The organism is Anaerococcus marasmi (assembly GCF_900290195.1).
Lineage (GTDB): Bacteria > Bacillota > Clostridia > Tissierellales > Peptoniphilaceae > Anaerococcus > Anaerococcus marasmi.
Genome location: NZ_OLMF01000004.1, coordinates 939,097 through 964,730, shown reverse-complemented (window position 1 = coordinate 964,730; position 25,634 = coordinate 939,097). Strand labels below are relative to the sequence as shown.

The window sequence follows — 25,634 nt, the reverse complement described above, 5'->3', positions numbered from 1 at the left end:
ATAAAAATAAAAGGAGATATTATGAAAATTAAAAATGCAAAAATTCTAGCAGCTGCCCTATCATTCGGCTTAATCTTTGCTGGTTGTTCAAATGATAAAGGAGCTGACACTTCTACAGAAACTAAGACAGAAGATGCAGCTAATACTGATGACGCAGCAAAAACTGATGATGCAGCTAAAGCACCTGAAGAGAAAGAAGAAGAGACTGACACAGCAAGTGCAGAAGACTATGACTTTACTGTAGTTTCTAGAGAAGACGGTTCGGGTACTCGTGGAGCCTTCATCGAAATCGTAGGACTTGAAGAAGAAGTTGACGGTGCCAAGGAAGATATGACAACCCAAGATGCCGTAGTTCAAAACTCTACAAATGGTGTTATGCAAACAGTAAGCCAAGATGCTAACGCAATCGGATATATTTCACTTGGTTCCCTAAATGATACTGTAAAAGCCCTTAAGGTTGACGGAGTTGAGGCAACAGAAGAGACAATAGCAGATGGATCTTACAAGATTGCTCGCCCATTCAACCTAGCTTATAAAGAAAGTGAGCTAGATGATCTATCAAAGGACTTCCTAAAATATGTTAAATCAGAAGAAGCTCAAAAGCTTGTTCTTGAAGAAGGCTACGTTCCATTAAAAGAAACTGAAGCTTACGAAGCAAGCGGTGCAAAGGGAACAATAACTGTAGCAGGTTCTACATCAGTTACTCCACTTATGGAAAAAATGGTAGAAGCATACCAAAAGCTTAACCCAGATGCTAAAATCGAAATCCAATCTACAGGATCATCTTCAGGAATCGAAGCTTGTATCGATGGAGCAGCTCAAATCGCTATGGCTTCTCGTGAGCTTAAGGATGAAGAAAAGGAAAAACTTCAAGTATCTGTTATCGCAACCGACGGAATCGCAGTAGTTGTAAATAAAGATAGCAAGCTAGAAGATGTAACAGTAGACCAGTTAAAAGAAATCTTTAACGGAACAATTACAAATACTAGTGAATTAGAGAAGTAATATGAATAAAACTAGGGAAAGAATCGGAGAGATAATTTTCCTATTATCAGCAGCAATGTCCGTATTCCTTATCCTTCTTATAATCTTTTTCATCTTCAATGAAGGGATTAAGTTTGTTAATGAATACGGACTTGTTCCGTTTATAACGGGAAAAGTATGGAAGCCAACAGCGGGAAACCCTCACTTTGGTATCTTCCCAATGATAGTAGGATCTATTATCGTAACTGTATTATCCACAATCATAGCTCTACCATTTGGCCTTGCTACTTCAGTATTTATGGCCTATTATGCAAAAAAGAGCTATTCTCCACTCAAATCTTTAATCAATCTAATGGCAGCAATACCTTCAGTAGTATATGGTTTCTTTGCTATGATGGTATTGGTTCCACTTGTTAAGTCTATCTTTGATATTAGAAGTGGTATGACAATGCTTACAGCATCTATCTTACTTGCTATAATGATATTACCTACCATGGTAAATATTTCTGAAAACTCTCTTAAGCAAGTACCAATGACCTTCTATCAAGGTTCCCTTGCCCTTGGAGCTACCAAGGAAGAGACTATAAGAAAGGTCATGATTCCCTATGCCAAAAGCGGGATTTTCTCTTCGATAATCCTTGCAATAGGTAGGGCAATCGGAGAGACTATGGCAGTTTATCTTGTTGTCGGCAACCAACCACGTCTAACTACAGAAATCCTTAAAGGTTCGAGAACTCTTACAACAAATATAGTCTTGGAGATGGGTTATGCCTCAGGTATGCATAGACAAGCCTTGATTGCAACGGGTATGGTGCTTTTCTTCTTCATACTTTTTATAAATATTGTCTTTAATATCATAAGAGATAGAAATGAAAAGAAATTATAGGAGTGATTTATGAGCAAAACTTACAAAACTTTAATAATGGTCTTTACCTTCATAGCCTTCGCTATGAGTGGGATAATCATTGCCTATATTCTCTTTAAGGGTATACCTAATATATCTCCTGGACTTTTCGAAATGAATTATACTACAGAAAATGTTTCGATAATGCCAGCCTTGATAGCGACCTTATTTACTATAATTTTAAGCTTGTTGATATCTCTGCCTATTGGGATTTTCACAGCGATTTATCTTTCACAATATGCGAAGAACAAAGTCTTTATCAAGCTAGTAAGATTTTCAACGGAAATTCTTTCATCTATCCCTTCCATTGTTTATGGTTTGTTTGGATACTTGTTTTTTGTTACAAGCACAGGCCTGGGTCTTGGTATGGGTTACTCCCTTATTGCAGGTTGCTTCACGGTTTCAATAATGGTCCTCCCTACTATAATTAGAACAACAGAAGAAGCGATCCTTACCGTAAACCCACTCCAAGCCCACGCCTCCCTTGCCCTAGGAGCTACAAAGATACAGACAATCTTTAAGGTAGTATTACCAGATGCCATGGATGGAATCTTGGGCGGAATATTCCTATCAACAGGAAGAATCGTTGGAGAATCAGCTGCACTAATATATACCATGGGTACTCAACCTTCAATTCCAAAAGGAATCTTTAATTCAGCAAGGACAATGGCAGTGCACATGTACGTTCTATCATCAGAAGGTTTCCACGTAAATGAAGCTTATGCAACAGCAGTCCTTCTTTTGGTATTCGTCATAGCTATAAACTTCGTATCAGCAAAAATCAGCAAGAAACTTGTAGGATAGGAAGAAAGGATAATAATTAATGGAAAATAAAGAAATAATAAATGGTAATAATACTGCCATAGGAGTCAAGGACGTTGACTTATACTATGGAGACTTCAAGGCCTTAAAGAAAGTAAATATGGATATCAAGAAGGGGAAGATTACTGCCTTCATAGGTCCTTCTGGTTGTGGTAAGTCTACTATGCTAAGATGTTTTAATAGGATGAATGACCTAGTAGATGATTGTAAAATTGAAGGACTCATCACAATTGATGGAGATGATATTTACAAGAAGGATGTAGATGTAGTAGAATTAAGAAGAAGGGTCGGAATGGTTTTCCAATCACCTAACCCTTTTTCAAAGTCTGTATATGACAATATAACCTATGGCCCTAAGATTTCTGGAATTAAGGATAAGGACAGACTAGATGAGATTGTTGAGAAATCTCTAAAGTCAGCTGCGATTTGGGATGAGGTAAAAGATAAGCTTGACCAAAACGCTCTATCATTTTCTGGAGGTCAGCAGCAAAGAATCTGTATAGCGAGAACCCTTTCTGTAAATCCTAATATTATCTTGATGGATGAGCCAACAAGTGCCCTTGACCCAATTTCGACATCAGCCATAGAAGACCTACTTGACGGACTAAAGAACGAATATACTATAGTAATTGTAACTCATAATATGCAACAAGCAGCTAGAATTTCAGATCAAACTGCCTTCTTTCTAACAGGAGAGGTAATAGAGATGGCAAATACCATAGATATATTCGAAAATCCAAAAGATAAGAGAACAGAAGATTATATAACTGGAAGGTTTGGTTGATATGAGAATAAAATACAACGAAGACTTAGACAATATCAAGAAAATGGCCAAAGACCTTATGGATTACGTCATAATCTCTTATGAGAAAATTGGCCAATTTATAGAAAATTCCAAGGAAGATGAGCTTAAGGATATAATCGATCTTCACGATGATATTAGGAGAAAAGCAAGTGATATAGAAAGGCTTAGCTTTGAGCTAATGGCCCTTCAACAACCAGTTGCGAAAGACTTAAGACTACTACAAATGTCAATGAAGCTGGCATCATCATTTAAGAGAATAGCAGGACATTTCGAGCAAGTTTCTTTTATATTAGGCGATTATTCACTAAATGAAAGTGAAAAAGATTTTCTAAATAAGTTCATAGAAAATGAGACAAAGATGGCAAAAGATGCTATTAATTCTTTCGTAAACTATAATATGAACCTTGCCAAGGAAACAATAAAGCAAGATGAAGTAAACAACAAGTTATTTGAAGAGGCAATCTCATACATTTCAAACGAGAACAAGAAAGATAATATTGCTCCTATGGAATTATCAGAAAAAGTCCTCCTCTACAAGTATTTTGAAAGGTTAGGAGATAGGCTTGCGAGAGTAGCTGATCTTGCAACGAGGCTTTAGATGATATATGTTGTCGAAGACGATAAGTCTATAAGAAATTTAGTAGAATATGCCTTAAGAGAAAAAGGATATGAGGTAGCTGGCTACGAAGATGGTTCCAAAATAGTAAGTGATGTAAGAAATAAGCCAGGTGATCTTTTAATCCTTGATATAATGCTTCCAGAAAAGGACGGTATAACTATACTTAAGGAGATTAGAGAGTTTTCTGATATGCCCATAATAATGCTTACAGCTAGGACTGATGAGTTTGATAAGGTGATGGGCCTTGACCTAGGGGCGGATGATTATATAACAAAACCCTTCTCAATCTTAGAATTAATCAGCAGAGTCAAGGCAGTACTCAGGAGAAGCAAGAAGAAGGATACAGATCACATAAGCTATAAAGAAGTAAGAATTAATATGAAAAAGCGTTCGGTAAAAGTTGGTGGTGAAAAAATAGACCTTACCTACAAGGAATTTGAGATGCTACTTCTTTTTATGTCTAATATAGGAAATGTCATAACTCGTGATGACTTCCTACTTAAAGTATGGGGATACGACTACGAAGGAGAGACTAGAACTGTAGATGTTCATATAGCAAGTCTTAGGGCTAAGTTAAAAAATGCGGGGAAATATATAGAAACTGTTAGAAATCTAGGCTATAAATTTGGTGAAATATGAAAGACTTACTAGAAAAAAGACTTATAAGGATATTTAGCCTTGTAATGCTTGTAACATTTTTAATAAATATAAGCATAGTCTTTAGAGGAAAAAATAAAGCTCAAAATGAATTCATGGAGGATTCTTTGAGCTTTATTTTCTATGAGATAAATGATGGAAATAAAAATATATTAAAAGATTTTGAAAAAACTTATCCAAAATACAAGCTAATATATTTTGATGACGAAAAGAATATTCTCTATAGTTCGATGGATAATATAGGCCTAAAAGATATTAATATTCGAGATGATGGGAAAATCAGAGAAATTAAATATGGGATAAAGGATTCCATAAACACTGCCTACTATATAGGAGGAGAGAATAATCTTATAATCAAATCTCAAAATACAATCTTAGATATCTTTGATGGCAAAATCATCTCAATTTATCTTATAGCCTACTTATTTATAATTGGTATTATAAAGTTTGAAGCAGATAATTTTGTAAATAAGTACATAGAAGGTCTGAGTCGATTCGATGATAATTACGATTTTAAGGAGATTGACCCAAGATATAAAGAAATAAGTCCATACTTTGAAAACCTAGTAGAAAGCAAGAAGAAACTTAAGGCAAGTGAAATGGCCCAAGCTTCGAGATTTAAGGAGATAATAGATATAACAGAGAATATGGAAGAAGGCCTTGTGGTTTGCGATGAAAATGGCAGGATTGAGATAATGAATAAGGCCGCCCAGAACTATCTAGACAAAAGCTCTGATACTAGCTTTATAGATCTTATTGATGATAAAGATTACAAGAAAGCCATAAAGGAAATTCAAAAGACTAAAAAAACTAAGGCTATGGCCTTTGATGTAAATAACTTCCACCTAAAGGTCTTTGTCGATCCAATCATTGATAGCTACGATATGGGCTATGTGATTATCATAATAGATAACTCAGAGACAAGAAAGGCTGAGCTTATGAGACGAGAATTTTCTGCCAATGTAAGCCATGAGCTAAAAAGTCCTCTAACTTCTATTAATGGATATGCGGAGCTAATATCTACTGGAATTGCCAGGGAAAGTGACGTGAGAAACTTCGCAGAGATTATATATAGGGAAGGAAATAGGCTCCTTCAGATAATAGATGATATCCTAAAGCTTTCAAGTCTTGACGAAAATGGCCAGGGAATCGATGAAATAGAATTTGACATAAAAGAAATAGCCGAGCTTTGTGTGGATAATTACAAGAAAAGGTCTGATGATAAAAATATCAAAATAGTAAATACGGTAGGATCTTTTAAAATAAAAACTTCCATATCTTTATTTACCGATCTTTTATCAAACATTTATGAAAATGCCATAAAATATACAGGAGAAGGCGGAAGAATTGAGATTTCTTCAATAATATTAGATAATAAACTAATAATATTCATTAAGGATAATGGGGTAGGAATCAGCCAAAAGGATTTGCCTAGGATATTTGAAAGATTCTACATGGCTGATAAGTCAAGAAAAAGAGATAACAAATCGACCGGGCTTGGCCTATCCATAGCCAAGCACATTGCTGACTATCTAGGATATGGACTAGAGGTAAGAAGTAAGCTAGGGAAGGGATCGACTTTTAGAATTATTATAGATATTTAGGAAATTAATTGCTATATCCTGTTAAATTTGATACAATCTAATTAAGAATATATTTGGAGGAGATTATGAAAGTAACTATATGTTCATGTGCTAGATGCACTGCCCACGGAAACGAGTTCCTATACGATTCAGCAAACATAGTGAAAACTGATATCGAGTACGCTTACAAGCTTGAAGGTTTAGGAGATACTCCAGAAATCGAAGTTGTCTACGAAAATATAATGGATGAGATTGAAAATCCATCTAAGAACGCTCCATTAGTTAAAATCGACGATACATATATAAAGAAGGCTAAGCCTGAGGTTATGATGGAGATGATGTTTGATAAGTTAAAACCAGCTGAGTAATAAAAGAAGAGGATAATAATGAAGGAATCATACATAGACATACTTAATATTAGAAGGATGGCCTTTGAGGCAGTTGCCAAAATTGCCTACGAAAACAGGCCAATTACAGACATAGCCCTAGAAGTTTTTGATATTCTTCCAGGAGAAGAAGCGACATATAGGGAAAATATCTTTAGAGAAAGAGCAGTAATGGGTGAGAGACTTAGAATGTGTATAGGTCTTGACGCAAGAAGTGCTGCTGATACAGATGCTGTCACAGAAGGTCTTGATGAGATGGATTATGATAAGAGAATCTACAATCCACCACTAGTCTCAGTTATAAAAATCGCCTGCGAAGCATGTCCTGAAAACAAAGTCACAGTAACAGACCAATGCCATGCTTGTATTGGACATCCTTGTGTAAATGTTTGCCCTAAAAATGCTGTTACATATACTGCCAAGGGAGCAATAATAGATCAAGACAAATGTATCAAGTGTGGTAAATGTGTGGCTGCTTGTCCATATCAAGCAATCAACCACCAAAAAAGACCTTGTGCAGAATCCTGTGGTGTAAAGGCAATTGGATCTGATGAATTAGGTCGTGCTAAAATCGACGAAGATAAGTGCGTAGCTTGCGGTAGATGTATTATAACTTGTCCGTTTGGAGCAATCTCAGATAAGAGTGAGATCTACCAACTTATCAAGTCCCTACAATCAGATAAGAAAGTTTATGCTATAATTGCACCATCATTTGTCGGACAATTTGGTGTAAACGTGAGCCCAGAACAAATCAGAGAAGCTATCAAACAACTTGGCTTTGAGGATGTTATAGAAGTAGGACTAGGAGCTGACCTTACTACAATGAACGAAGCCCATGAGTATTTAGAACAAGTTCCAACTGGCGAGATTCCATTTATGGGAACAAGCTGCTGTTTCTCATGGAAGTTAATGGTAAGAAAGCAATTCCCAGATATAAACGATAAGATTTCTGAATCATCAACACCAATGATCTATTCAGGAAAACAAATGAAAAAACGTGATCCAAACTGTGAAGTAGTATTTATAGGACCATGTATATCCAAGAAACTCGAAGCTCTTGAAGATGAAGTAGCTGAAGTAGTAGACTTCGTAATAACCTACGAAGAGCTTCTAGGAATGTTCCTTGCTAAAGGAATCGAACCATCAGAAATCGAAGTAGATGAGCCAATGATGGATGCTTCAGAGACAGGAAGATTCTATGCAGTAAGTGGAGGTGTTGCCGAAGCTGTTAAGAGAAGAGTAGGAGAAATCGACCCAGATGCCAAGGTTCAAGTAGAAAAGGCAGAAGGATTAGATAATTGTGTCAAGCTTGCAAGAATGGCCAAACTCGGCAGGATGGACGGTAAGCTAATAGAAGGTATGGCTTGTATGGGTGGCTGTGTCGGAGGACCTGGAACAGTAGTTGCAGAAAATAAGACCGGCAAGAAGGTTAAGGCCTTTGCTGCTGAATCAATCTACAGATCTCCTGCTGATAATGAGAATATTCCAGCAGAAGACAGACCAGACGATAGCAAATTACAAAAATAATATTATAAAAATATAGATAAAGCCCTCACTCGAAGAATATTTTTAAGTCTTCTTTGAGTAGGGCTTTTTAGATTCTTGCTTTTGATATTACTTACGAGCCTCTATTAGGCCATAATTTATTTGTCTTTATCGTTCTAAATGATATAATAAGAAGATAAGAAATAAAGAGAGGTAACTATGGGTCAAACTACTATAATGCTCATGTTTGTGACGATAATCTCCAAGATTTTTGGATTCTTGAGAGAGTCTGTTATGGCGTCATACATTGGAGCAGGTGATTTAAAAAGTATATACACAACCGCCAACACCCTGCCGGTTGTTATAGCAAACTTCGTGGCTGTCGGAATAATTTCAGGATTTATTCCAATTTATAATAAGGCAAAGAAGGAAGAAGGGGAAGCGGTAGCTGAGGAATTTACTTCAAATATTTTCAATATCCTCATGGTGTTTGCTGTTTTCGCAGTAATAATAGGAATGGTTTTTGCAAGGCCATTTTCTAAACTCCTTTCCCCAGATTTAAGCGGCGAGTCTTTGGACCTTGCCACAAACTATACTAGAATAATGATGTTTGCAGTATTTGCTTATCTTTATTCAGCAGTATTTAGAGGATATTTGAATCTAAAGGGTAACTTCTTCGATCCTGCAATTACAGGTATTATAATGAATATTATAATCATTGGCTTTACTGTCCTTACGGGAATTACAAAGAATCCTTACATGCTAATAATCGGAGCCCTCTTGGGTAACTCCCTCCAATATATACTCTTTCCAAGAGCTTGTAGGAAGGTGGGTTATGAGCATAAGAAAGTCTTAGATATCCACAATAAGTATGTAAGAAGCCTGATGCTTGTAGCTATTCCAATAATCTTATCGTCAGCAGCAGGAGAGATTTCTATAATCATAGATAACTCTATGGCTTCAGCCTTCTTTGGAAAAGCAGCCATCTCTAAGCTCTTTTATTCAAAGACAATGCTTACTATGATTACAGGAATCATCACGATTTCTATCACTACAGCCCTATTTCCAACTATAGCAGAATATGGGGCAAGCGGTGAGATAGGCAAGATGAAAAAGTCAATCAGCTCATCTGTTGTATCTACCATGCTTCTAGTAATTCCTGCAAGTATTGGTATGGCAGTCCTTGCTGAGCCTATTATAGGAGTTGTATTTGAGAGAAATGCCTTTACTAGAGAAGATACCGTAGCTGTTGCAATCTTACTTGCTGCCTACGCCCCAAACAATATCTTCCAATCTACAATAGATGTTGTAGACAGAGGCTTTTATGCAGTGGGAGATTCAAAGACACCTGTGGTCGTTGTGATTATCCAACAGATTTTAAATGTTATATTTAACTTTATCTTAATCAAGATATTTGGAATAAGGGGACTTGCCTATGCGACAGTTTTATCTACTGCTATTGGTACAGTTATGATGATTTATCAATTTAGGAAGAAATTTGGAAGTTTTAACTTCAAGACTTCCCTAATATCTCTTATAAAGATAAGTCTTGCGACAGCTCTTATGGCTCTAGTAGCTGTTGGGGTTAATGGAGCACTTTCAAATTTTGCTCCAAGACTTGTGGCCTTATTTGTAGCGATAATTGCCGCTATGCTAGTTTACGGACTGGTAATTCTTCTAGCAAGAATTCCAGAGGTTATGGAGATGGTAAATAGGATCTATCATAAAATAAAGTATAGAAAAGAAAATAAGAATTCAAATTAGTAAAATTGCCGGCCTAGAGCCGGTTTTTTGTACGAAAAAAGAGGGATATTCCCTCTAATTTTCTTATAAGTGATTTTTATTATTAGCCTAAAATCCTATTGAAGGATTTGGTTTTTCATAAAGATTGAAACAATCTTTGAGAAGTTTTCTAGATTAGTTATCCTACAGAAGTCTGTGTTATAGATTAACTTGGCGTTTTCTACGTCTTCTTCCTCTCCAGTGAAAACTCCGAGAATTGAGATTTCATCTTCTTTTATATTTCTAACTTCCTTGGCAGTATCTTTGACTGCAACTTCTTCTACATATTGGTCCTTATCAAGCATTTTTACGGTATTGATATTACTTCTTTCATCATTGGGCTTACCATCTGAAAGGATTATGACAATATTTTTGGTGTTTTCGTCATCCTTTTCGATCAGTTCATGGACAGTTCTAAAGGCAAGGCCGTCCCTGTTTGAACCTGATGCGAAAAAGTTAAAAATCTTCTCGTTATTTTCCTTTTCGTCATAGTCCCTATATATATTAAAGACAGTAAAGTCCCTAAGAGTAGAAAAACTCATGACTCTGATTGGAATATCTAGGGCATCCATGGCCTTTTCTATGATATAGGCCTCATTTGCGACCATGGCCTGGCGACCTATTTGGCTGGCAGAACCATCGAGTATTAGATCTACCTTAAACTTCGATATATCGTCGCTTTCTTCATTGATAAAGACATCGTAGTCATGGAGGATATTTGCCCTCCAGGCCTTTGATGAGTCGATCGCTCCATAGTTTTTGTAGACTTCGTTGTATTCTAGGAAGTTTGCTATGGAGTTTTTGATTGAAAGGGTTAGCTCGTTAATAGATCTGTTGTTGATGGCTGTATTTTCCTTGATAAAGGCTTCGGTTTTCTCTGCTTGTTCACGGCGGCCTTTCTTGTAAAATCTAGCGTTGGCCTTAGTAGAATATTCTCCCCTAGTGAAGTAGAGCCTTTTGTTCTTGTGGATTCCCTTACAAAGCTTTGTTTCTAGGGCAGAGACTTTCTCCTTAGCCATTACAGAAAGCCCATAGAAGTCCTCGATAAATTCTGTAGATGAGTGGTAGGTATCCTCGCCTGTGTTAAGAAACATGAGGTTTTTGTCATTGTCTTCTTTCTTTTCAGCTAGATATATATTTCCAGTAAACTCTGCACTACCTATGCCAAATTGCTCTGAAAGATATTCTTCGGAGTACTCAGCGTTTTTATCATCAATCTCGTCGGGATCCTTAAAGTCCTTGGCCTTATTTTCTGAGACCATTTCCTTAAACCTATCCCTATCCTTGGCCGACCTATCCAGTCGAAAATATTTTTCAAAGAAATTATTCAATTCATCGACTAATTCGTTGGTCTTTGTGGTGTGGATAGAAAATAGGGCGGAGTAGATATCTCTAAAGAGTTTGCCCTCAGTGATTGGCCTATCCAAAATCTTGCCGTAGTAGGCCTTCTCGATTTGCTCTCTTAGATCTTTTGGCTCATGGTAGGAGTATTTTTCCATGACTTTTCTTGCGTATTTTTTCCTAAAGTCAGCTATAACTAGATTTTCTTTGGCAATTTCCTTAAAGGCAATTTCTTCCATTAAAATTTCTGTCATAAACTTAAAATCATCAAAGAACATATTGTCTTTTTTGATATAGGCAAAGAAGGAATCTAGGATTTTAAAATCGAAAGTCCCTATCTTAAAGCCTGTGACCATATTAAGGTAGATGTCTTCCATGGGGAAGGATTTTTTGGGAAGGAACTTATAGGTTTTCGCGAAGTCCCAGATTATGTTGTACTGTCTAATCTTTTCTAGTTGATCATTCATCAAATACACTTTCTCCTATATCTGTTGGGATCTTGCTCTTTAAGGCATCGAGGACAATTTGTCTTTCGAATTCATCGAAGGATTTGTTGACTAGTCCCATCATCAAGGCTTGGTAAGGAGAAAGACCTATCTTTATAGTTTCAATGGCTCCGATTAATCCACGTAGGTCGACAGACTTAGTGGAGATTTCATTGTTTTCGCTCTTTGTTTGAAGACTTATAAATAAATCGATAAAGGCCTTCCTGTATTTTTCCTTAAGAGTCGGGAAGTTATCTTTTAGTAGTTTATCTAGATTTCCCTTAGTTATGTTTGGCACATTAATAATCATAAATCTTGAAGAGAGGGCCTCGTTAAGCTCCCTTGTTCCTACATATCCGTAGTTCATTGTGGCTATAAATCTTGTATTTGGATCTAAGGCAATCTTATCGTAGCCAGAAAGATCTATTATCCTCCTGTGGTCGAGAGTTGCGTGAAGAACTGATATGGCTTCGTTTTTGGCCATATTGATCTCATCTAAGATAGCAAATCCTCCCTTTTCTGCTGCCTCTGTGATAGGACCCTTTCTAAATACAACTTCCCCGTTTTTGAAAGTATCTGCACCTATAAGAGAGGCAGAATCTGTGTTTACGTGGAAGGATACGTTGTAGGATGGTCTTTGGAAGAGATAGGAAAGATTTGATGAAAGCACATTTTTCCCCGTAGCCTTTGCTCCTGTAAGGAGGATGTTTTTTCCTGCGAGGAGGGCGGCTATGGCTTGCTCTAGAACTTCCTTGCCGTAGTATTTGTACTCAGGCTTAATTACTCTGTCGTTATCAGTAAGTCCATTTTCTTTTCTATATTCTTCTAATTGTTTTATCAAATTTTCGTCTATGTTTTCTTCTTGTAAGTATTTAATCATGTTTCACCTCGTTTTATACTATACAATCTAAGGAGAATTTTTCACTTGACATAGTCCAAAATCGGACTATAATATGATGGTAAGTAAAAGTAAGGAGGGTAGATGGACGAAAAACTAAAAGCCATAATTAATATTTTTTCTCTACTAAGAAAGGCCAATGGCCTCAATAGAGAAAGAGCAAACTATTATGGCCTAAACGATTTGGAAAGTATGATTCTAATCCAAATCGGAATGAATGAAAAAGTAAAGCAAAAGACTCTCGTAAATAAGTTCAAAGCCCCCAAACAGACTATTAATAGCGCAATCATGAATTTAAAGGAGAAGGAGTTTATCGAACTTAGAAGAGATGAGGCTGACAAGAGGGCGAAAAACCTCTACCTTACTAAGAAGGGTGAGTTTAGGATGAGAGAGGTCTTAGTCCCAATAGAAGAGGCCAACAGGGCCATGTATGAGGATTTGGGAGAAGGGAATGTAAGAGAGATTACTAAATACTTAGAGCTTCTCTTGGATTCAATTTCTAATAATTTTATGAAGGAGGATAGATGAATAGTATAAAGGAATTTAACAGATCCTTTTCTTATATGAAGAGGCATCTTGGAAAGTACAAAAAAACTAGATTGCTGTCGCAGATTTTCACAACGCTTGAGACAATTCTAGAACTACTTATACCAATGATTATGGGTATGACCCTAAATACTGCCGTAAACGACAAGGACTTAGGTCTTGCTATAAAATATGGAGTATTGATGGTAGTTCTTTCTCTTGTAACCATGTACTTTGGTATGCAAGCTACTAAAAACGCAGGTCTTACTTCGAGTGGACTTGCTGACAATGCAAGAAGGGCCCAATACAAAAACATACAGAAGTTTTCTTTCGAGGACTTGGAATATTTTGGAGTTCCATCTCTCTTAACCAGGTTAACTTCTGATATGCAACAGTTAGCCCAATCAATGTTTATGTCAACAAGATTTGTAGGTAAGACTATTGTTATGGCTATATTTTCCTTTGTTTTAGCCTTTAGGGCCAGTGCCAAATTGTCCCTTATATTTCTTGTAGCAGTGCCTTTGCTTTTCATAGCCTTGATGGCACTTACTACCTACGCTTTACCAAAGTTCAAGAAGGCTCGTTTCCAATACGATAAGTTAAATCTAGTTATAGAAGAAAACCTAAACAATATGAGGGTAATCAAGTCCTTCGTTAGAAAAAGATATGAACTGGATAAGTTTGGCCTTCAAAACGAAGAGATGTTTAAGCTAGCAGATGGATCCCAAGGGCCTATGAGCTATGTCTTCCCTGTAGCAAACTTTATTTTGTTTGCAACCTTCGTAGGTCTAACCTACTATGGCGGTATTGAGATTATCGAGGGCAGACTTGGAGTAGGAGATCTAATTTCCTTTAACATGTATGCAATTATGCTTCTAGGAGCCTTCATCGGTATGAGCATGGTTCTTACTATGTTTATGGCAGCTTCACCAGGTATAACCCGTGTAGTTGAAGTTATAAAAAGAGAGCCAACAATGGATAATGATGACAAAGTAGAAGGTCTTGACCTTGAAGATGGATCAATCGACTTTGATTATGTTTCCTTTAAGTACGAGGAAGATTCAGATAATTATCAGCTTGAAGATATCAATCTTCACATCAAAAGCGGAGAGTCAATAGGAATCCTTGGACCAACAGGCTCTGCCAAGTCTACCCTAGTCCAACTTATACCAAGACTTTACGATATAAGTAAGGGAAGCCTTAAGGTGGGGGGGCATGACATAAGAGAATATGACCTTAAGACCTTAAGAGATAAAGTTTCAATAGTACTTCAGAAAAACACACTTTTCTCTGGAACTATAGCGGATAACTTACGCTGGGGAGATAGCGAAGCAGGTGATGAAGAAGTTCGTCTTGCAGCAGAAATTGCCCAAGCAGATGAATTCGTAAGAGAAAGAAATGACTCATATGAATCAGTCCTAGGCCAGGGAGGAAGTGGAGTTTCCGGTGGTCAAAGACAAAGGCTAACCATAGCTAGGTCTCTCTTAAAGAAACCAAAAATCTTGATACTCGATAACTCAACATCTGCAGTAGATACCAAGACTGAAACTGCGATTATGGAAGGAATAGATCGAAACTTAAAGGATCTTACCAAAATCATAATCTCCCAAAGAGTGTCTTCCTTTAAGTACGCAGATAGAATTATCGTTATGGAAGAAGGAAAAATTTCTGATATAGGCACTCACGACGAGCTTTATGAAAGAAATAAAAACTACAGACAAACTTATGATATTCAACAACAGGGAGGTAATGATAATGACTGATAATCGCATACAAAAAAAAGATTACAGAAGGAAAATGTCATTTAAGTCCTTGTCAAGGCTCATGGCCTATCTCTTTGATTACAAATGGCAGATGATTGTGATTATCCTTGGAGTAATAATATCTACAGTGACCCAAATTTGGGGAGTAAATATGCTCCAGCCTATAATAGATAATCATATCCTCAAAGGAGATGTCCCAGGACTTAAGACAGCTGTTATACAAATGGCCTTTATCTATTTAGTATCAGCTCTAACAAGCTTAATCTATTCAAGACTTATGGTAAGAGTCGGTGAAAGATCAATTAGAAACATAAGACACGATCTTTTCGATAAGATTCAAACTCTACCTGTAAGATTTTTCGATAATAATCAACACGGGGAAATTATGAGTCGTTTCACAAATGATACGGACGTCCTATCCCAAGCCTTGGCCAATACAGTTCCTACAATTATAAGAAGTTTACTAACCTTCTTTGGGACTATAATCGTTATGTTTAAGCTAGACTTTAGTCTAACCTTATCTCTAATCATAGGACTTGTAGTGATGATTCCAATCCTATCGAAGATTGTACTAAAGTCAGGGAAGTTTTTCGCCAAGGCCCAAGCCAACGTGTCAAAGCTTCACGGTTTCAATGAAGAGATGCTATCAGGCCAAAAGGTGGTTAAGGTGTTTTCTAGGGAGAAAATTGCTGAAGAAGAATTTTCTAAAAAAAGTGAGGACCTAAGAGCAAGTTTTGCGGAGGCAAATATTACAGCAGGAAAGATTATGCCTTTTCTTCTAAACTCTGTAAATATTCTTTACGCCCTAATCACAGTTCTTGGAGTATATCTTACTATAAAAGGAAATATCACAGTTGGAGTTCTTGCAGCCTTCCTATCAAACATTAGACAAATCCAAAACCCTATAGTAAATATATCCCAACAAGCAAATGCAGTATTCCAAGCCCTCGCTGGAGCTGATAGGATATTTGAGGTGATGGATATGGAAGAAGAAATCGACACAGGCTACATTGACCTTGTAAGCGCAATAGTTAGAAGAGACGGAACAATCACAGAACATGTTGGAATGAGTGGAAGATATGCTTGGAAATGGGAAGAAGACGGTGAAGATAAATACCAACTCCTAGAAGGAAGATTGGAATTTAAAAACGTGGACTTCTCCTACGATGGCAAAAACCAAATCCTAAAAGACATCTCCTTCTACGCAGATCCAGGCGAGAAGATTGCCTTTGTAGGATCAACTGGAGCTGGAAAGACAACCATAACCAATGTAATTACTAGATTTTATGAAATAGACAATGGGATAATTGAAGTCGATGGCATAAATATCAAAAATATAAAAAAAGAAGCTCTAAGAAGGGCCTTCGGCATGGTGCTTCAAGAAGTAAACCTATTTACTGATACTATCGAAGGAAATATCAAATATGGTAAGCTTGACGCAGATTCTGAACAAATCAACTCAGCCGCAAGACTATCAGGAGCAGACTCCTTCATAAAGAGACTCCCTGAAGGATACGATACAGAAATAAACGGAGACGGATCAAGTCTATCAGATGGACAAAATCAGCTCATATCGATCTCAAGAGCGGCAATTGCCGAGCCACCAATGCTAATCCTAGACGAGGCGACAAGCTCTATAGATACAGCAACAGAACTTGAAGTAACTGAAGCCATGGATAACCTCATGGCAGGATCAACCTCAATAGTAATAGCCCACAGACTATCCACCATCCAAAACTCCGATGTCATAATGGTAATGGAAAATGGAAGGATAATAGAAAGAGGAAACCATGATAAGCTAATAGAAGAAAAGGGAACCTATTGGCAACTCTACACTGGTCAACTAGAGCTAGACTAGATAAAAATATAAGATATAAGAACTATATAGAAATAGGCGGAAGAAATTTCCGTCTATTTTTATAGAAAAGACTCTAATGAAACAAAATAAAGAAATCAAACAAAATAAAAACCGAAGAGTAATGAAAACATTTGACAAAGCCAAAATCCTATGTTATCATATACAAGTATCAACAAATAAGCCCAGATAGCTCAGTCGGTAGAGCAGGGGACTGAAAATCCCCGTGTCGGTGGTTCGATTCCGCCTCTGGGCACCAAAAAGCAGGCCCGTCCGGCCAGTAGAGGACCCTCCACGGAGTGGTTCTGCGAAGCAGAAGGCCCCTCCGGCTTATGGAGGAGTCTCCATGAAATGGTTCTGCGAAGCAGCAGGCCCGTCCGGCCAGTAGAGGACCCTCCACGGAGTGGTTCTGCGAAGCAGAAGGCCGCTCCGGCTATAGGAGGAGTCTCCATGAAATGGTCGCAGGGCGAAGCCCGAGAATAAACAGGCCCGTACGAAAACGCGTTAAGCTTTGCTTAACTCAAAGCTTGCTATCGCAAGCGGTTTTCGGGTTAAAACTTGCCCAAGCGGCATAGAGCGCCCAAATCAAGGGTCATTTAACTGGCACAGAGAGGACCCACCACGGAGTGGTTCTGCGAAGCAGAAGGCCCGTCTAGCCAAGGATGAAATTTACCTTACTGTTATAATTATAAGAGTATTATAAACAACCCTTATCTCGAGCGCAGTCGAGAGATCTCTAAGCATAGATATACTGGTTTCTTAGCTATTTAATTTTTTTAAATTAAATAAAATATAATAAAAACTTTACAAATCCAAATTATGATATATAATAATAGATGTGCGGATGTGGCTCAGTGGTAGAGCATCGCCTTGCCAAGGCGAGGGTCGCGAGTTCGAATCTCGTCATCCGCTCCATTGTATTTGGCGCCATAGCCAAGTGGTAAGGCAGAGGTCTGCAACACCTTTACCCTCAGTTCAAATCTGAGTGGCGCCTCCAAATCGCTCTCTTCGGAGAGCTTTTTTTATTAGGAGTATTTATGTTAATTATAAGTAATAAGGCAAGCTTAGAGTTTAAGAATTTCTTAACTGATCAAAATATAGATTTTATAGAGACTATAGATAATCCAAATCTTGATAAAAGGATTGCTGATCATCCTGATCTTTCTATTTTCGTCATAGATAGTGATAATATTATCGTGGCAGAGGAGGTCTATCCATATTATAAAGTGAAGCTATCTTCTAAAAATCTAATAAAGGGGTCATCTGTTTTTAGGAAATATCCTAAAGATTGTATCTACAACCTCTTTACTTTCAAGGATTTCTACATCAACAATGACTTTACTGAGAAAAACATCGAGAGAAGCCTTAAAGAGAGGAATTATAAGCATCTTTTTGTAAAGCAAGGCTATAGTAGATGTTCTATTATTCCTCTTAGAGAAAGTTTACTAACTAGCGATTATGGAATATATAAGGCCCTTAAGGACAAGGTAGATATTATCTTACTAGAAAATGATAAAATCGAACTTGATGGTTTTGATCAAGGATTTGTGGGAGGAACTTGTGGCCTAGTAGATGACAAATTAGTTTTTACTGGAGATATATCAAGACACAAGTCCTTTGATAGAATCAAAAAAGCTTGCGATAGGGAAAATATAGAAATTATCTATCCAGAGACATCTCTTACTGACTTGGGGTCTTTGATTTGTATATAGCCTGTCTAGGCTTTTTTCTTTTGGAAAAAATCGTATAATTTATTATAGTAAAGAAAAAAGAGAGGATAGTATGAACATTGTAAAACCATCTACAATTGCGGGGGTAATGGAACTTTTACCTAAGGAGCAATTAGTTTTTGATAATATTAAAAACATAGTCGAAGAAACCTATAAGAAATATCAATTTATGCCAATCGATACGCCAGTTATTGAGAAAAATGAAATACTCTTTGCTAAGGGAGGCGGAGAAACTGAAAAACAAATCTATGAGATTGCCTCTGGCTCTAAGGATATGAGCTTAAGATTTGACCTTACAGTTCCTCTAGCACGCTACGTATCTGAGCATTTCCAAGATTTAAATTTCCCTTTCAAACGCTATCACATAGGAAAAGTCTACAGGGGTGAGAGAAATCAAAAGGGAAGATATAGGGAATTCTACCAGGCTGATATAGATATCATAGGACATAACAGTCTTTCAATCTACAACGACGCCCTTCTTCCTAGGGTTATTTTTGAGATATTTGAAAAATTAAATTTCTCTGATCTTACCTTCAAGATCAATAACAGGAAGCTTTTGAACGGATTTTTCAAATCCTTGGGTATAGAAGATACCACAGATGTATTAAGGACAATTGACAAGAAAGATAAGATTGGAATTGATAAGACATTTGACGAGCTTGTAAGATTAACAGATGAGAAAAAAGCTAGTATTATCATAGAATTTATAGAAAATGAAGATTCTAATGAAAAACTTTTATATAAACTCTTTGATTTTTCCGATGACGGGCTTTTCCTTGAGGGAGTAGATGAGTTAAATAAGGTCTATAGGTATATGGTTGACTTAGGTATACCTGATAAAAATATCAAAATCGACCTAGCTATAACAAGAGGGCTCGATTATTACACATCTACAGTCTATGAAACCTTTATAAATGGCTATGAAAAGATTGGTTCTGTCTGCTCAGGTGGAAGATATGAAGACCTTGCAAGTAATTTCTCCAAGCAAAAACTTCCAGGAGTTGGTATGTCAATCGGTCTTACAAGATTATTCTATCAACTTCAAGAGCTTGGTCTAATTGATGAGAAGATCAAGAGCCTAACTGACATCTTGATTATTCCAATGGATGAGTCCATAAATGAATATGGTATAGAAATCCTAAACAAGCTAAGAGATAATGGCGAAAGCGTAGATATCTACCTTGAAAGCGGCAAATTTAAGAAGAAGATGAACTATGCGGATAAGTGTGGAATCAGAAGGGTGATTATCTTAGGTGAAGAAGAGATGAGTAAGAGAGAATATTCTATAAAGGATATGGAAACAGGCGAGCAAGTTAGTAAAAAATTCGAAGAACTTTGATCTGTAGGCTATATTTTTTAAAATATTGGGTATAAATTATAATGTAGACAACATATGATCATATGGAGGTAAAAATATGACAAAATTAACTGAAACTGTACAATCAGGTGATTGGAAAGCTGAAAAACACGTACCAGAACTAGAAGTTGAAAGACTTGAAGATGGTAAAGTAAGAGTTAACGCAAGAGTTGGTAAGGAAATTGAACATCCTAACACACTTGAACACCACATCGCTTGGATTAAAGTATTCTTCAAGGCTGAAGATGGCAAATTCCCAGTAGAAGTTGGATCATACCAATACTCAGCTCACGGCGAAGATGATATTTTCTCTGAACCATGTGCATCAGGCGTAATCAAAACAGAAAAGAAAGGTACTTTCTACGCACTAAGCTATTGTAACATCCACGGTCTATGGGAAAACTCTCTAGAACTTGACTAATAGATAGAAAAAGCGGATCTTAGGGTCCGCTTTTAATATGGAAAAATTTATTATTTTTATGTATTCATATTTTAAATTTTGATCTATTATCTTCAATACTTATTTATCTTTTTTCGATAGGGATAATTATTTTTGTTACATGCTTAGATGGATCGTCGACATCTAGGGGAGATATGAGAAACTCCTCTGTTATAGGACCTGTGACCTTGTAACCATTATCGTTAATCCAAGTTAGCATTTTCTTATGTTTTTGTCTAATATTTTTGTAATCTCCCACATAATAGGAAGTTACAGCTTCGAATCCTCCCCAAAATCTCGTTACTCTTTTATTAAGTCTACCAGCTTCGATTTTTGTTACCTGCATAGCAAACTCAACGTCAGAGTTTTTTTCTAGGAACTGATCGAAGGGCCTTCCGTGAAAGATTATAAGAATTGATCCCATCATTTCTAGGCCGTTTTCAGTACATTTTTCGTAGATATCTATCCATCTTGTCAGAGTAATATCTGGATGAACGTAATTTTTCATGATTTTTCTTGAAAATACAACTGGATTTTCTTCTATGTAGTCGATTTTAACTGGAAAGTCTATTGGATCTATTCCTTCCTTGATTATGTATTCTGTAGCCTTCTTGGCCCTGGCAAATCTTTTGATTGCAATATCACAGGCAACCTTTCTAGCCTGAAGTATTTGTATTTGTTTTTCGTATTCTAAGGATTTTTCTTCGATTAGATTTTCTAGATTATCTAGGGAGTTTACGTCCAAAGAATTTTTGAGGGCCTCTATAGAAAAACCTAGATTTCTAAGTCTTCTTAGAATGAGAAGGGTCTTTAGACTTTCTTTGCTGTAATATCTGTAGCCTGTTTCATTATCTCTGTAATCAGGGCAAAATAGTCCTATTTTATCGTAATATCTCAAGGTCTCTTTGGGAATATTGCACATTTTTGAGACTTTACCGATAGTATAGTGATCTTGCACTAAGGCCACCTCCTTTTGCCAATTTTATTTTATGAATTACAGATATTATATCATAAAAGCAAATATAATACATAAAAACTGCCAGCTTATACTGACAGTTTTTATCTTATGCTATTAAGTTTACAACAGACATAGCAAGCGGCATTAGCAATACAGTTATGATACCTGCCACAGCTATTGAAAGTCCGCTCATAGCGCCTTGAATCTTTCCTATTTGTCTAGCTTGGCTAGTACCGACAGCGTGGCTTGCGGTTCCTATTGCAACACCTTGGGCAACAGGGTCTTTTATTTTACATATTTTTAGAATACTTGGTGCCATAGCAGCTCCTATTACACCTCTAAATACAACTATCATAGCAGTTAGGGCCACGATACCCTTATATTCTTCTGTTAGTGAGATGGCTATAGCTGTTGTGATTGATTGAGGAACTAGTGATGTAATCATTTCTTGGTTAAATCCAACTACTTTTGATAAGATTATAGCCAAAAGCATTGAGAAAATAGAACCTATTAGGACTCCGACTAAGATAGGAACTAGGTTAGCCTTTAGAGAGTCAAGATTTGCGTATAGGTCCAAAATCATTGCAACAGTAGCAGGAGCGATGAAGAATGCTATGAAATCTCCACCTTTTTTGTAACTTTCATAAGGTATGCCAGTTACTGACAGAAATCCAATTATTAGTAGGATTGCTATGAGGAGGGGATTGGCAAGTGGTTTTTTTACTTTGCTATTTATCCATTTTCCTATTTCATAGGCAGCAAATGATAGGATTATACCGAAATATGAGTTATCAAACATTATTTCTTCCTCCTTTGTAGTAATTGAACAACGATACCAGTTATGGCCATTGTCAAAGCTGTTCCTATGGCAGTGATAATTAAGAGTTTGACGATTTTACCTTGGATAACATCGTAATTTGCCATTATACCAACACCAACTGGAACGAAAAGGAAGGCTAGATTGTGTAAGATACCATCTGAAGTCTCTTGTACGTCCTCTGGCTTTAATATTTTAAAGTTAAGGGCTATAAAGAGGTAGATCATACCATATACAGCCTCAGGTATAGGGAAGTTGATTAGGTGTCTTGTGATAACACCTAGGAATAAACATACGCAAAGAATTACAAACTCTTTTAGATAATTCATTGCTACTCCTTAGTTTTACTCAAGTCCTATAACTTTATCTGGGTTAAGAATCATATTAGGGTCGAATACTTTCTTGATTCCTCTCATTATTCCTGTGTTTAAGTTTCCTTCAAATTCCTTCAGATATTTAAGCTTACCAGCACCTACTCCGTGCTCACCTGATAGTTTTCCACCGAGGTCGTATGCTTTCTTGTAGATTATAAGCATGAATTCATGTACTTCATCCTTGAATTGGTCAAGCTTGTCGCTTTCGTTAGAAAGTGTATAGATGTGTAAGTTTCCGTCTCCTGCGTGTCCGAAACTTTGTACGTCAAACATATATTCTTCTGCTGTTTCATTTACAAATTCTACATATTCTGCAATCTTTGTAATTGGAACTACAACGTCACATTCATCGAGAAGTTCGTATTGAGATTCGATAGCTTCAAGGAATGAGCTTCTTGCAGCCCATGCTTCTTTAAGTTGTGCTGGAGTGTCAGCTACTAATACGTCGATTGCACCATTTTCTGTAAGAACTTCTGCAGCTCTTTCTAATGTATCGTAGATACCATCCTCATCATCACCGTCAAATGTGATAAGTAGGTAAGCATTCACATCTGTACCTTCGATGTTTTTAGGGAAAGTTTCTTTTCCGATATATTTTTCAGAAGCAAGAACTATCTTTCTTTCCATAAATTCGATAGCTTGAGGGTTAAGATTAGCCTGGAATAGTTTTGGAACAGTTGCTATACAGCTGTTTAAGTCTTCAAATGGAACTATTAATGAAATAGTTGTCTTTGGAGCTGGAACTATTTTTAAAGTTAACTCTGTTATGATTCCTAGAGTACCTTCAGAACCAATCATAAGATCTTTAAGTGAATAACCTGTTGATGATTTAGAAATAACAGCACCAAAATTAGTGATTTCTCCGTTAGGAAGAACAACTTCCATAGCTCTAACATAATCTCTTGTTGTACCGTATTTAACAGCACGCATACCACCAGCGTTTGTAGCAACGTTTCCGCCTAGAGTTGCGAATTTTTCACCTGGATCAGGTGGGTATAGGTAACCTTTTGACAAGCAATCTTCAGCCAAATCATTTAGTAAAACACCAGGTTGTACTCTAACTACCATGTTATCTTCATCATATTCAATGATTTTGTTCATGGTTTGCATGTTAATCATTACACCTTTTTTAATAGCAACACCAGCACCTGTAAGACCAGTACCAGCACCTCTTGCTATAACAGGAACCTTGTTTTCGTTACAAATTTTCATTACAGCTGCTACATCTTCTTTTGACGTTGCATCTACTAGACAATCTGGATATCCATCACCATAGATAGGCATCTCATCGTGGAAGAAGTCTTCGTTTACCTCGTCTCCAACATAAACTTTACCAGAAACAGCGTCTTTAATTTGTTGGATAATATCATCTGATATTGCGTTATAATTATTCATTTAAACCTCCTATAAATAATATGTAATAAATATCATTTAATATTTATGCTTAGATTATATCACAAGATTTTAATTTTGTAAAAATGTTTTCAAAAAAAATCTCACCGATTAAAAATCTATCGTCGTTGAAAATTAAACATTATAGCGGTATAAGGTTTTTTTATGGGAAAACATTACAATTATCTCTGTAAACGATTGACATAAGGGATTTTTGTGATATCATGGTTAATGAAGAGATAAATAAGCTTATATCTATGAATATATGCTCCCATATTGTATAAATATACTTATTTAACTAATAAATAGTTAATTTATGTAAGTTGATAGGGAAAATGTTTATATATATAAGGAAAATAAATTTCATGGGCTTAGGTTTTTATAAAATTTATATTAAAATTTTGTAAAAACTTAAAAAAGAGCTTGACATTTGTCGTTAACATTGTTAATATAATAACATAAGAGTTAGTTAAGAATATATCAATTCTGATATATCATCTAAAAAGTTTTATAAGGAGAGATTATGTATAAGTTAACAGAAGAACAAGTAGAAATGAGAGACATGTTCAGAGACTTCGCTCAAAAAGAAGTTGCTCCACTTGCAATAGAAGTAGACGAAAAACACATGTTCCCAGAAGATAACGTAGCAAAAATGCAAGAGCTAGGATTTTTTGGAATTCCTTTCGATGAAGAATACGGCGGAATTGGCCTTGATACACTTACATATGTTCTTTGCGTAGAAGAACTTTCTAAAGCATGCGCGACAACAGGAGTTATCGTTTCAGCTCATACATCACTTTGCGCTGATTGCATTAACAAGTTTGGTAACGAAGAACAAAAAGAAAAATACCTAACACCACTTGCTTCAGGTGAAAAACTTGGTGCTTTCGCACTTACAGAACCAGATGCAGGAACAGACGCATCAGGACAAAAAACAGTTGCAAAACTTGATGGAGATCACTACGTACTTAATGGATCAAAAATCTTTATAACAAATGCAGGTTACGCTGATACTTATGTTGTATTTGCAATGACAGATAAAGAACAAGGAACTAGAGGAATTTCTGCTTTCATCGTTGAGAAAGGAATGGAAGGATTCGACTTTGGTACAGTAGAAGATAAGATGGGTATCAAGGGTTCTTCAACAATGGAATTAATCTTTAGAGATTGTAAAGTTCCAAAAGAAAACTTACTTGGTGAAGAAGGTAAGGGCTTCAAATACGCAATGCAAACACTAGACGGCGGTAGAATTGGTATAGCAGCTCAAGCATTAGGTATAGCTGAAGGTGCTCTTGATAAGGCAGTTAAATATGTAAAAGAAAGAAACCAATTTGGTAGACCTCTAGCTAAATTCCAAAATACACAATTCAAACTTGCTGAAATGGCAATAGATATTGAATCAGCTCGTCACTTAGTTTATAAAGCAGCAACACTTAAAGATGCTGGTGAAAGCTACACAGTAGCAGCAGCTGAAGCAAAACTTAAAGCATCAAGAGTTGCAATGGATGTTACAACAAAGGCTGTTCAACTACTAGGTGGTTACGGCTACATCAAGGAATACGAAGTTGAAAGAATGATGAGAGATGCAAAAATAACAGAAATCTATGAAGGTACTTCAGAAGTAATGTTAATGGTTGTATCTGGCGCATTATTAAATAAATAAGCTCGATAGT

Annotated in this window: 23 protein-coding genes and 3 tRNA genes; 20 read left to right on the top strand and 6 right to left on the bottom strand. The window is 36.5% G+C overall.

Annotation, left to right across the window (positions count from 1 at the left end):
• The first annotated feature begins 21 nt into the window (after window positions 1–21).
• The 10 genes from C7D97_RS05130 to murJ all read left to right on the top strand — a co-directional run bounded on the left by C7D97_RS05130 (window position 22) and on the right by murJ (window position 10,009).
• The gene (locus C7D97_RS05130; protein WP_105301024.1) at window positions 22–1,005 is read left to right on the top strand and encodes a substrate-binding domain-containing protein; all 984 of its coding nucleotides are present in this window, start codon (window positions 22–24) and stop codon (window positions 1,003–1,005) included.
• Window position 1,006: 1 nt separating this feature from the next.
• Window positions 1,007–1,870: a phosphate ABC transporter permease subunit PstC gene (pstC, locus tag C7D97_RS05125; protein ID WP_105301023.1), complete on the top strand. Its 864-nt coding sequence runs from the start codon at window positions 1,007–1,009 to the stop codon at window positions 1,868–1,870.
• A 9-nt stretch (window positions 1,871–1,879) separates the two neighbouring features.
• Entirely contained in the window at window positions 1,880–2,692 is an 813-nt protein-coding gene (gene pstA, locus C7D97_RS05120) for a phosphate ABC transporter permease PstA (protein WP_105301022.1), read from the top strand.
• Window positions 2,693–2,711: 19 nt separating this feature from the next.
• A complete protein-coding gene (gene pstB, locus C7D97_RS05115; RefSeq protein ID WP_105301021.1) occupies window positions 2,712–3,494 on the top strand; it encodes a phosphate ABC transporter ATP-binding protein PstB in 783 nt (260 codons plus the stop codon).
• 1 nt (window position 3,495) lies between these two features.
• A complete protein-coding gene (locus C7D97_RS05110; protein WP_105301020.1) occupies window positions 3,496–4,113 on the top strand; it encodes a phosphate signaling complex PhoU family protein in 618 nt (205 codons plus the stop codon).
• Window positions 4,114–4,773 carry a response regulator transcription factor gene (locus tag C7D97_RS05105; RefSeq protein WP_105301019.1) on the top strand — a complete coding sequence of 220 codons (660 nt, stop codon included), beginning with the start codon at window positions 4,114–4,116 and terminating at the stop codon, window positions 4,771–4,773. It abuts the gene before it with no gap.
• A complete protein-coding gene (locus C7D97_RS05100; RefSeq protein ID WP_105301018.1) occupies window positions 4,770–6,395 on the top strand; it encodes a sensor histidine kinase in 1,626 nt (541 codons plus the stop codon). The genes C7D97_RS05105 and C7D97_RS05100 overlap by 4 nt, the downstream gene beginning before the upstream one ends.
• A gap of 65 nt (window positions 6,396–6,460) precedes the next feature.
• Window positions 6,461–6,742 carry a hypothetical protein gene (locus C7D97_RS05095; RefSeq protein ID WP_105301017.1) on the top strand — a complete coding sequence of 94 codons (282 nt, stop codon included), beginning with the start codon at window positions 6,461–6,463 and terminating at the stop codon, window positions 6,740–6,742.
• 18 nt (window positions 6,743–6,760) lie between these two features.
• Window positions 6,761–8,287 carry a 4Fe-4S dicluster domain-containing protein gene (locus tag C7D97_RS05090; protein WP_105301016.1) on the top strand — a complete coding sequence of 509 codons (1,527 nt, stop codon included), beginning with the start codon at window positions 6,761–6,763 and terminating at the stop codon, window positions 8,285–8,287.
• Window positions 8,288–8,464: 177 nt separating this feature from the next.
• Window positions 8,465–10,009, top strand: a complete 1,545-nt coding sequence (gene murJ, locus C7D97_RS05085) for a murein biosynthesis integral membrane protein MurJ (protein ID WP_105301015.1) — start codon at window positions 8,465–8,467, stop codon at window positions 10,007–10,009.
• Between the two features lie 95 nt (window positions 10,010–10,104).
• On the opposite strand, the gene C7D97_RS05080 is transcribed toward murJ, so the two are convergent.
• The gene (locus C7D97_RS05080; RefSeq protein WP_105301014.1) at window positions 10,105–11,835 is read right to left on the bottom strand and encodes a VWA domain-containing protein; all 1,731 of its coding nucleotides are present in this window, start codon (window positions 11,833–11,835) and stop codon (window positions 10,105–10,107) included.
• Entirely contained in the window at window positions 11,828–12,733 is a 906-nt protein-coding gene (locus C7D97_RS05075; RefSeq protein WP_105301013.1) for an AAA family ATPase, read from the bottom strand. Before C7D97_RS05075 ends, C7D97_RS05080 begins: the two co-directional genes overlap by 8 nt.
• Window positions 12,734–12,835: 102 nt before the next feature.
• Between C7D97_RS05075 and C7D97_RS05070 the strand changes: the two genes are divergently transcribed.
• From C7D97_RS05070 to C7D97_RS05030, 9 genes are all read left to right on the top strand, one after another.
• Window positions 12,836–13,279, top strand: coding sequence for a MarR family winged helix-turn-helix transcriptional regulator (locus C7D97_RS05070; protein WP_105301012.1), 444 nt, complete (start codon window positions 12,836–12,838; stop codon window positions 13,277–13,279).
• Window positions 13,276–15,039 (top strand): ABC transporter ATP-binding protein, encoded by a 1,764-nt coding sequence (locus C7D97_RS05065; RefSeq protein ID WP_105301011.1) that lies wholly within the window; start codon window positions 13,276–13,278, stop codon window positions 15,037–15,039. The genes C7D97_RS05070 and C7D97_RS05065 overlap by 4 nt, the downstream gene beginning before the upstream one ends.
• Entirely contained in the window at window positions 15,032–16,897 is a 1,866-nt protein-coding gene (locus C7D97_RS05060) for an ABC transporter ATP-binding protein (protein ID WP_105301859.1), read from the top strand. Before C7D97_RS05065 ends, C7D97_RS05060 begins: the two co-directional genes overlap by 8 nt.
• A 180-nt stretch (window positions 16,898–17,077) precedes the next feature.
• Window positions 17,078–17,153: transfer RNA gene (locus C7D97_RS05055), tRNA-Phe, on the top strand.
• 581 nt (window positions 17,154–17,734) lie between these two features.
• Window positions 17,735–17,809, top strand: a tRNA-Gly gene (locus C7D97_RS05050).
• 8 nt (window positions 17,810–17,817) lie between these two features.
• Window positions 17,818–17,891 (top strand) — tRNA-Cys (locus tag C7D97_RS05045).
• Window positions 17,892–17,931: 40 nt separating this feature from the next.
• Complete coding sequence (locus tag C7D97_RS05040) at window positions 17,932–18,606, top strand: DUF6873 family GME fold protein (protein ID WP_105301010.1); 675 nt, start codon at window positions 17,932–17,934, stop codon at window positions 18,604–18,606.
• Between the two features lie 70 nt (window positions 18,607–18,676).
• Window positions 18,677–19,963 (top strand): histidine--tRNA ligase, encoded by a 1,287-nt coding sequence (gene hisS, locus C7D97_RS05035; protein ID WP_105301009.1) that lies wholly within the window; start codon window positions 18,677–18,679, stop codon window positions 19,961–19,963.
• A 76-nt stretch (window positions 19,964–20,039) separates the two neighbouring features.
• Complete coding sequence (locus C7D97_RS05030) at window positions 20,040–20,402, top strand: desulfoferrodoxin family protein (RefSeq protein ID WP_105301008.1); 363 nt, start codon at window positions 20,040–20,042, stop codon at window positions 20,400–20,402.
• A 103-nt stretch (window positions 20,403–20,505) separates the two neighbouring features.
• Here C7D97_RS05030 and C7D97_RS05025 read toward each other — a convergent pair whose 3' ends face one another.
• The 4 genes from C7D97_RS05025 to C7D97_RS05010 form a co-directional block, all read right to left on the bottom strand.
• Window positions 20,506–21,378 (bottom strand): MerR family transcriptional regulator, encoded by an 873-nt coding sequence (locus tag C7D97_RS05025; protein WP_105301007.1) that lies wholly within the window; start codon window positions 21,376–21,378, stop codon window positions 20,506–20,508.
• Window positions 21,379–21,484: 106 nt separating this feature from the next.
• Complete coding sequence (locus C7D97_RS05020; RefSeq protein ID WP_105301006.1) at window positions 21,485–22,177, bottom strand: LrgB family protein; 693 nt, start codon at window positions 22,175–22,177, stop codon at window positions 21,485–21,487.
• Window positions 22,177–22,524: a CidA/LrgA family protein gene (locus tag C7D97_RS05015; protein WP_105301005.1), complete on the bottom strand. Its 348-nt coding sequence runs from the start codon at window positions 22,522–22,524 to the stop codon at window positions 22,177–22,179. The genes C7D97_RS05020 and C7D97_RS05015 overlap by 1 nt, the downstream gene beginning before the upstream one ends.
• 15 nt (window positions 22,525–22,539) lie before the next feature.
• A complete protein-coding gene (locus C7D97_RS05010) occupies window positions 22,540–23,964 on the bottom strand; it encodes an FAD-binding oxidoreductase (RefSeq protein WP_105301004.1) in 1,425 nt (474 codons plus the stop codon).
• Between the two features lie 520 nt (window positions 23,965–24,484).
• Between C7D97_RS05010 and C7D97_RS05005 the strand changes: the two genes are divergently transcribed.
• Window positions 24,485–25,624, top strand: coding sequence for an acyl-CoA dehydrogenase (locus C7D97_RS05005; RefSeq protein ID WP_015778278.1), 1,140 nt, complete (start codon window positions 24,485–24,487; stop codon window positions 25,622–25,624).
• Window positions 25,625–25,634 lie beyond the last annotated feature (10 nt).

What these genes read in the sequence shown, in the direction of transcription:
- C7D97_RS05130 (WP_105301024.1), top strand. Translation starts at nt 22, where the DNA reads ATGAAAATTAAAAATGCAAAAATTCTAGCAGCTGCCCTATCATTCGGC.
- pstC (WP_105301023.1), top strand. Translation starts at nt 1,007, where the DNA reads ATGAATAAAACTAGGGAAAGAATCGGAGAGATAATTTTCCTATTATCA.
- pstA (WP_105301022.1), top strand. Translation starts at nt 1,880, where the DNA reads ATGAGCAAAACTTACAAAACTTTAATAATGGTCTTTACCTTCATAGCC.
- pstB (WP_105301021.1), top strand. Translation starts at nt 2,712, where the DNA reads ATGGAAAATAAAGAAATAATAAATGGTAATAATACTGCCATAGGAGTC.
- C7D97_RS05110 (WP_105301020.1), top strand. Translation starts at nt 3,496, where the DNA reads ATGAGAATAAAATACAACGAAGACTTAGACAATATCAAGAAAATGGCC.
- C7D97_RS05105 (WP_105301019.1), top strand. Translation starts at nt 4,114, where the DNA reads ATGATATATGTTGTCGAAGACGATAAGTCTATAAGAAATTTAGTAGAA.
- C7D97_RS05100 (WP_105301018.1), top strand. Translation starts at nt 4,770, where the DNA reads ATGAAAGACTTACTAGAAAAAAGACTTATAAGGATATTTAGCCTTGTA.
- C7D97_RS05095 (WP_105301017.1), top strand. Translation starts at nt 6,461, where the DNA reads ATGAAAGTAACTATATGTTCATGTGCTAGATGCACTGCCCACGGAAAC.
- C7D97_RS05090 (WP_105301016.1), top strand. Translation starts at nt 6,761, where the DNA reads ATGAAGGAATCATACATAGACATACTTAATATTAGAAGGATGGCCTTT.
- murJ (WP_105301015.1), top strand. Translation starts at nt 8,465, where the DNA reads ATGGGTCAAACTACTATAATGCTCATGTTTGTGACGATAATCTCCAAG.
- C7D97_RS05080 (WP_105301014.1), bottom strand. Translation starts at nt 11,835, where the DNA reads ATGAATGATCAACTAGAAAAGATTAGACAGTACAACATAATCTGGGAC.
- C7D97_RS05075 (WP_105301013.1), bottom strand. Translation starts at nt 12,733, where the DNA reads ATGATTAAATACTTACAAGAAGAAAACATAGACGAAAATTTGATAAAA.
- C7D97_RS05070 (WP_105301012.1), top strand. Translation starts at nt 12,836, where the DNA reads ATGGACGAAAAACTAAAAGCCATAATTAATATTTTTTCTCTACTAAGA.
- C7D97_RS05065 (WP_105301011.1), top strand. Translation starts at nt 13,276, where the DNA reads ATGAATAGTATAAAGGAATTTAACAGATCCTTTTCTTATATGAAGAGG.
- C7D97_RS05060 (WP_105301859.1), top strand. Translation starts at nt 15,032, where the DNA reads ATGACTGATAATCGCATACAAAAAAAAGATTACAGAAGGAAAATGTCA.
- C7D97_RS05040 (WP_105301010.1), top strand. Translation starts at nt 17,932, where the DNA reads ATGTTAATTATAAGTAATAAGGCAAGCTTAGAGTTTAAGAATTTCTTA.
- hisS (WP_105301009.1), top strand. Translation starts at nt 18,677, where the DNA reads ATGAACATTGTAAAACCATCTACAATTGCGGGGGTAATGGAACTTTTA.
- C7D97_RS05030 (WP_105301008.1), top strand. Translation starts at nt 20,040, where the DNA reads ATGACAAAATTAACTGAAACTGTACAATCAGGTGATTGGAAAGCTGAA.
- C7D97_RS05020 (WP_105301006.1), bottom strand. Translation starts at nt 22,177, where the DNA reads ATGTTTGATAACTCATATTTCGGTATAATCCTATCATTTGCTGCCTAT.
- C7D97_RS05015 (WP_105301005.1), bottom strand. Translation starts at nt 22,524, where the DNA reads ATGAATTATCTAAAAGAGTTTGTAATTCTTTGCGTATGTTTATTCCTA.
- C7D97_RS05010 (WP_105301004.1), bottom strand. Translation starts at nt 23,964, where the DNA reads ATGAATAATTATAACGCAATATCAGATGATATTATCCAACAAATTAAA.
- C7D97_RS05005 (WP_015778278.1), top strand. Translation starts at nt 24,485, where the DNA reads ATGTATAAGTTAACAGAAGAACAAGTAGAAATGAGAGACATGTTCAGA.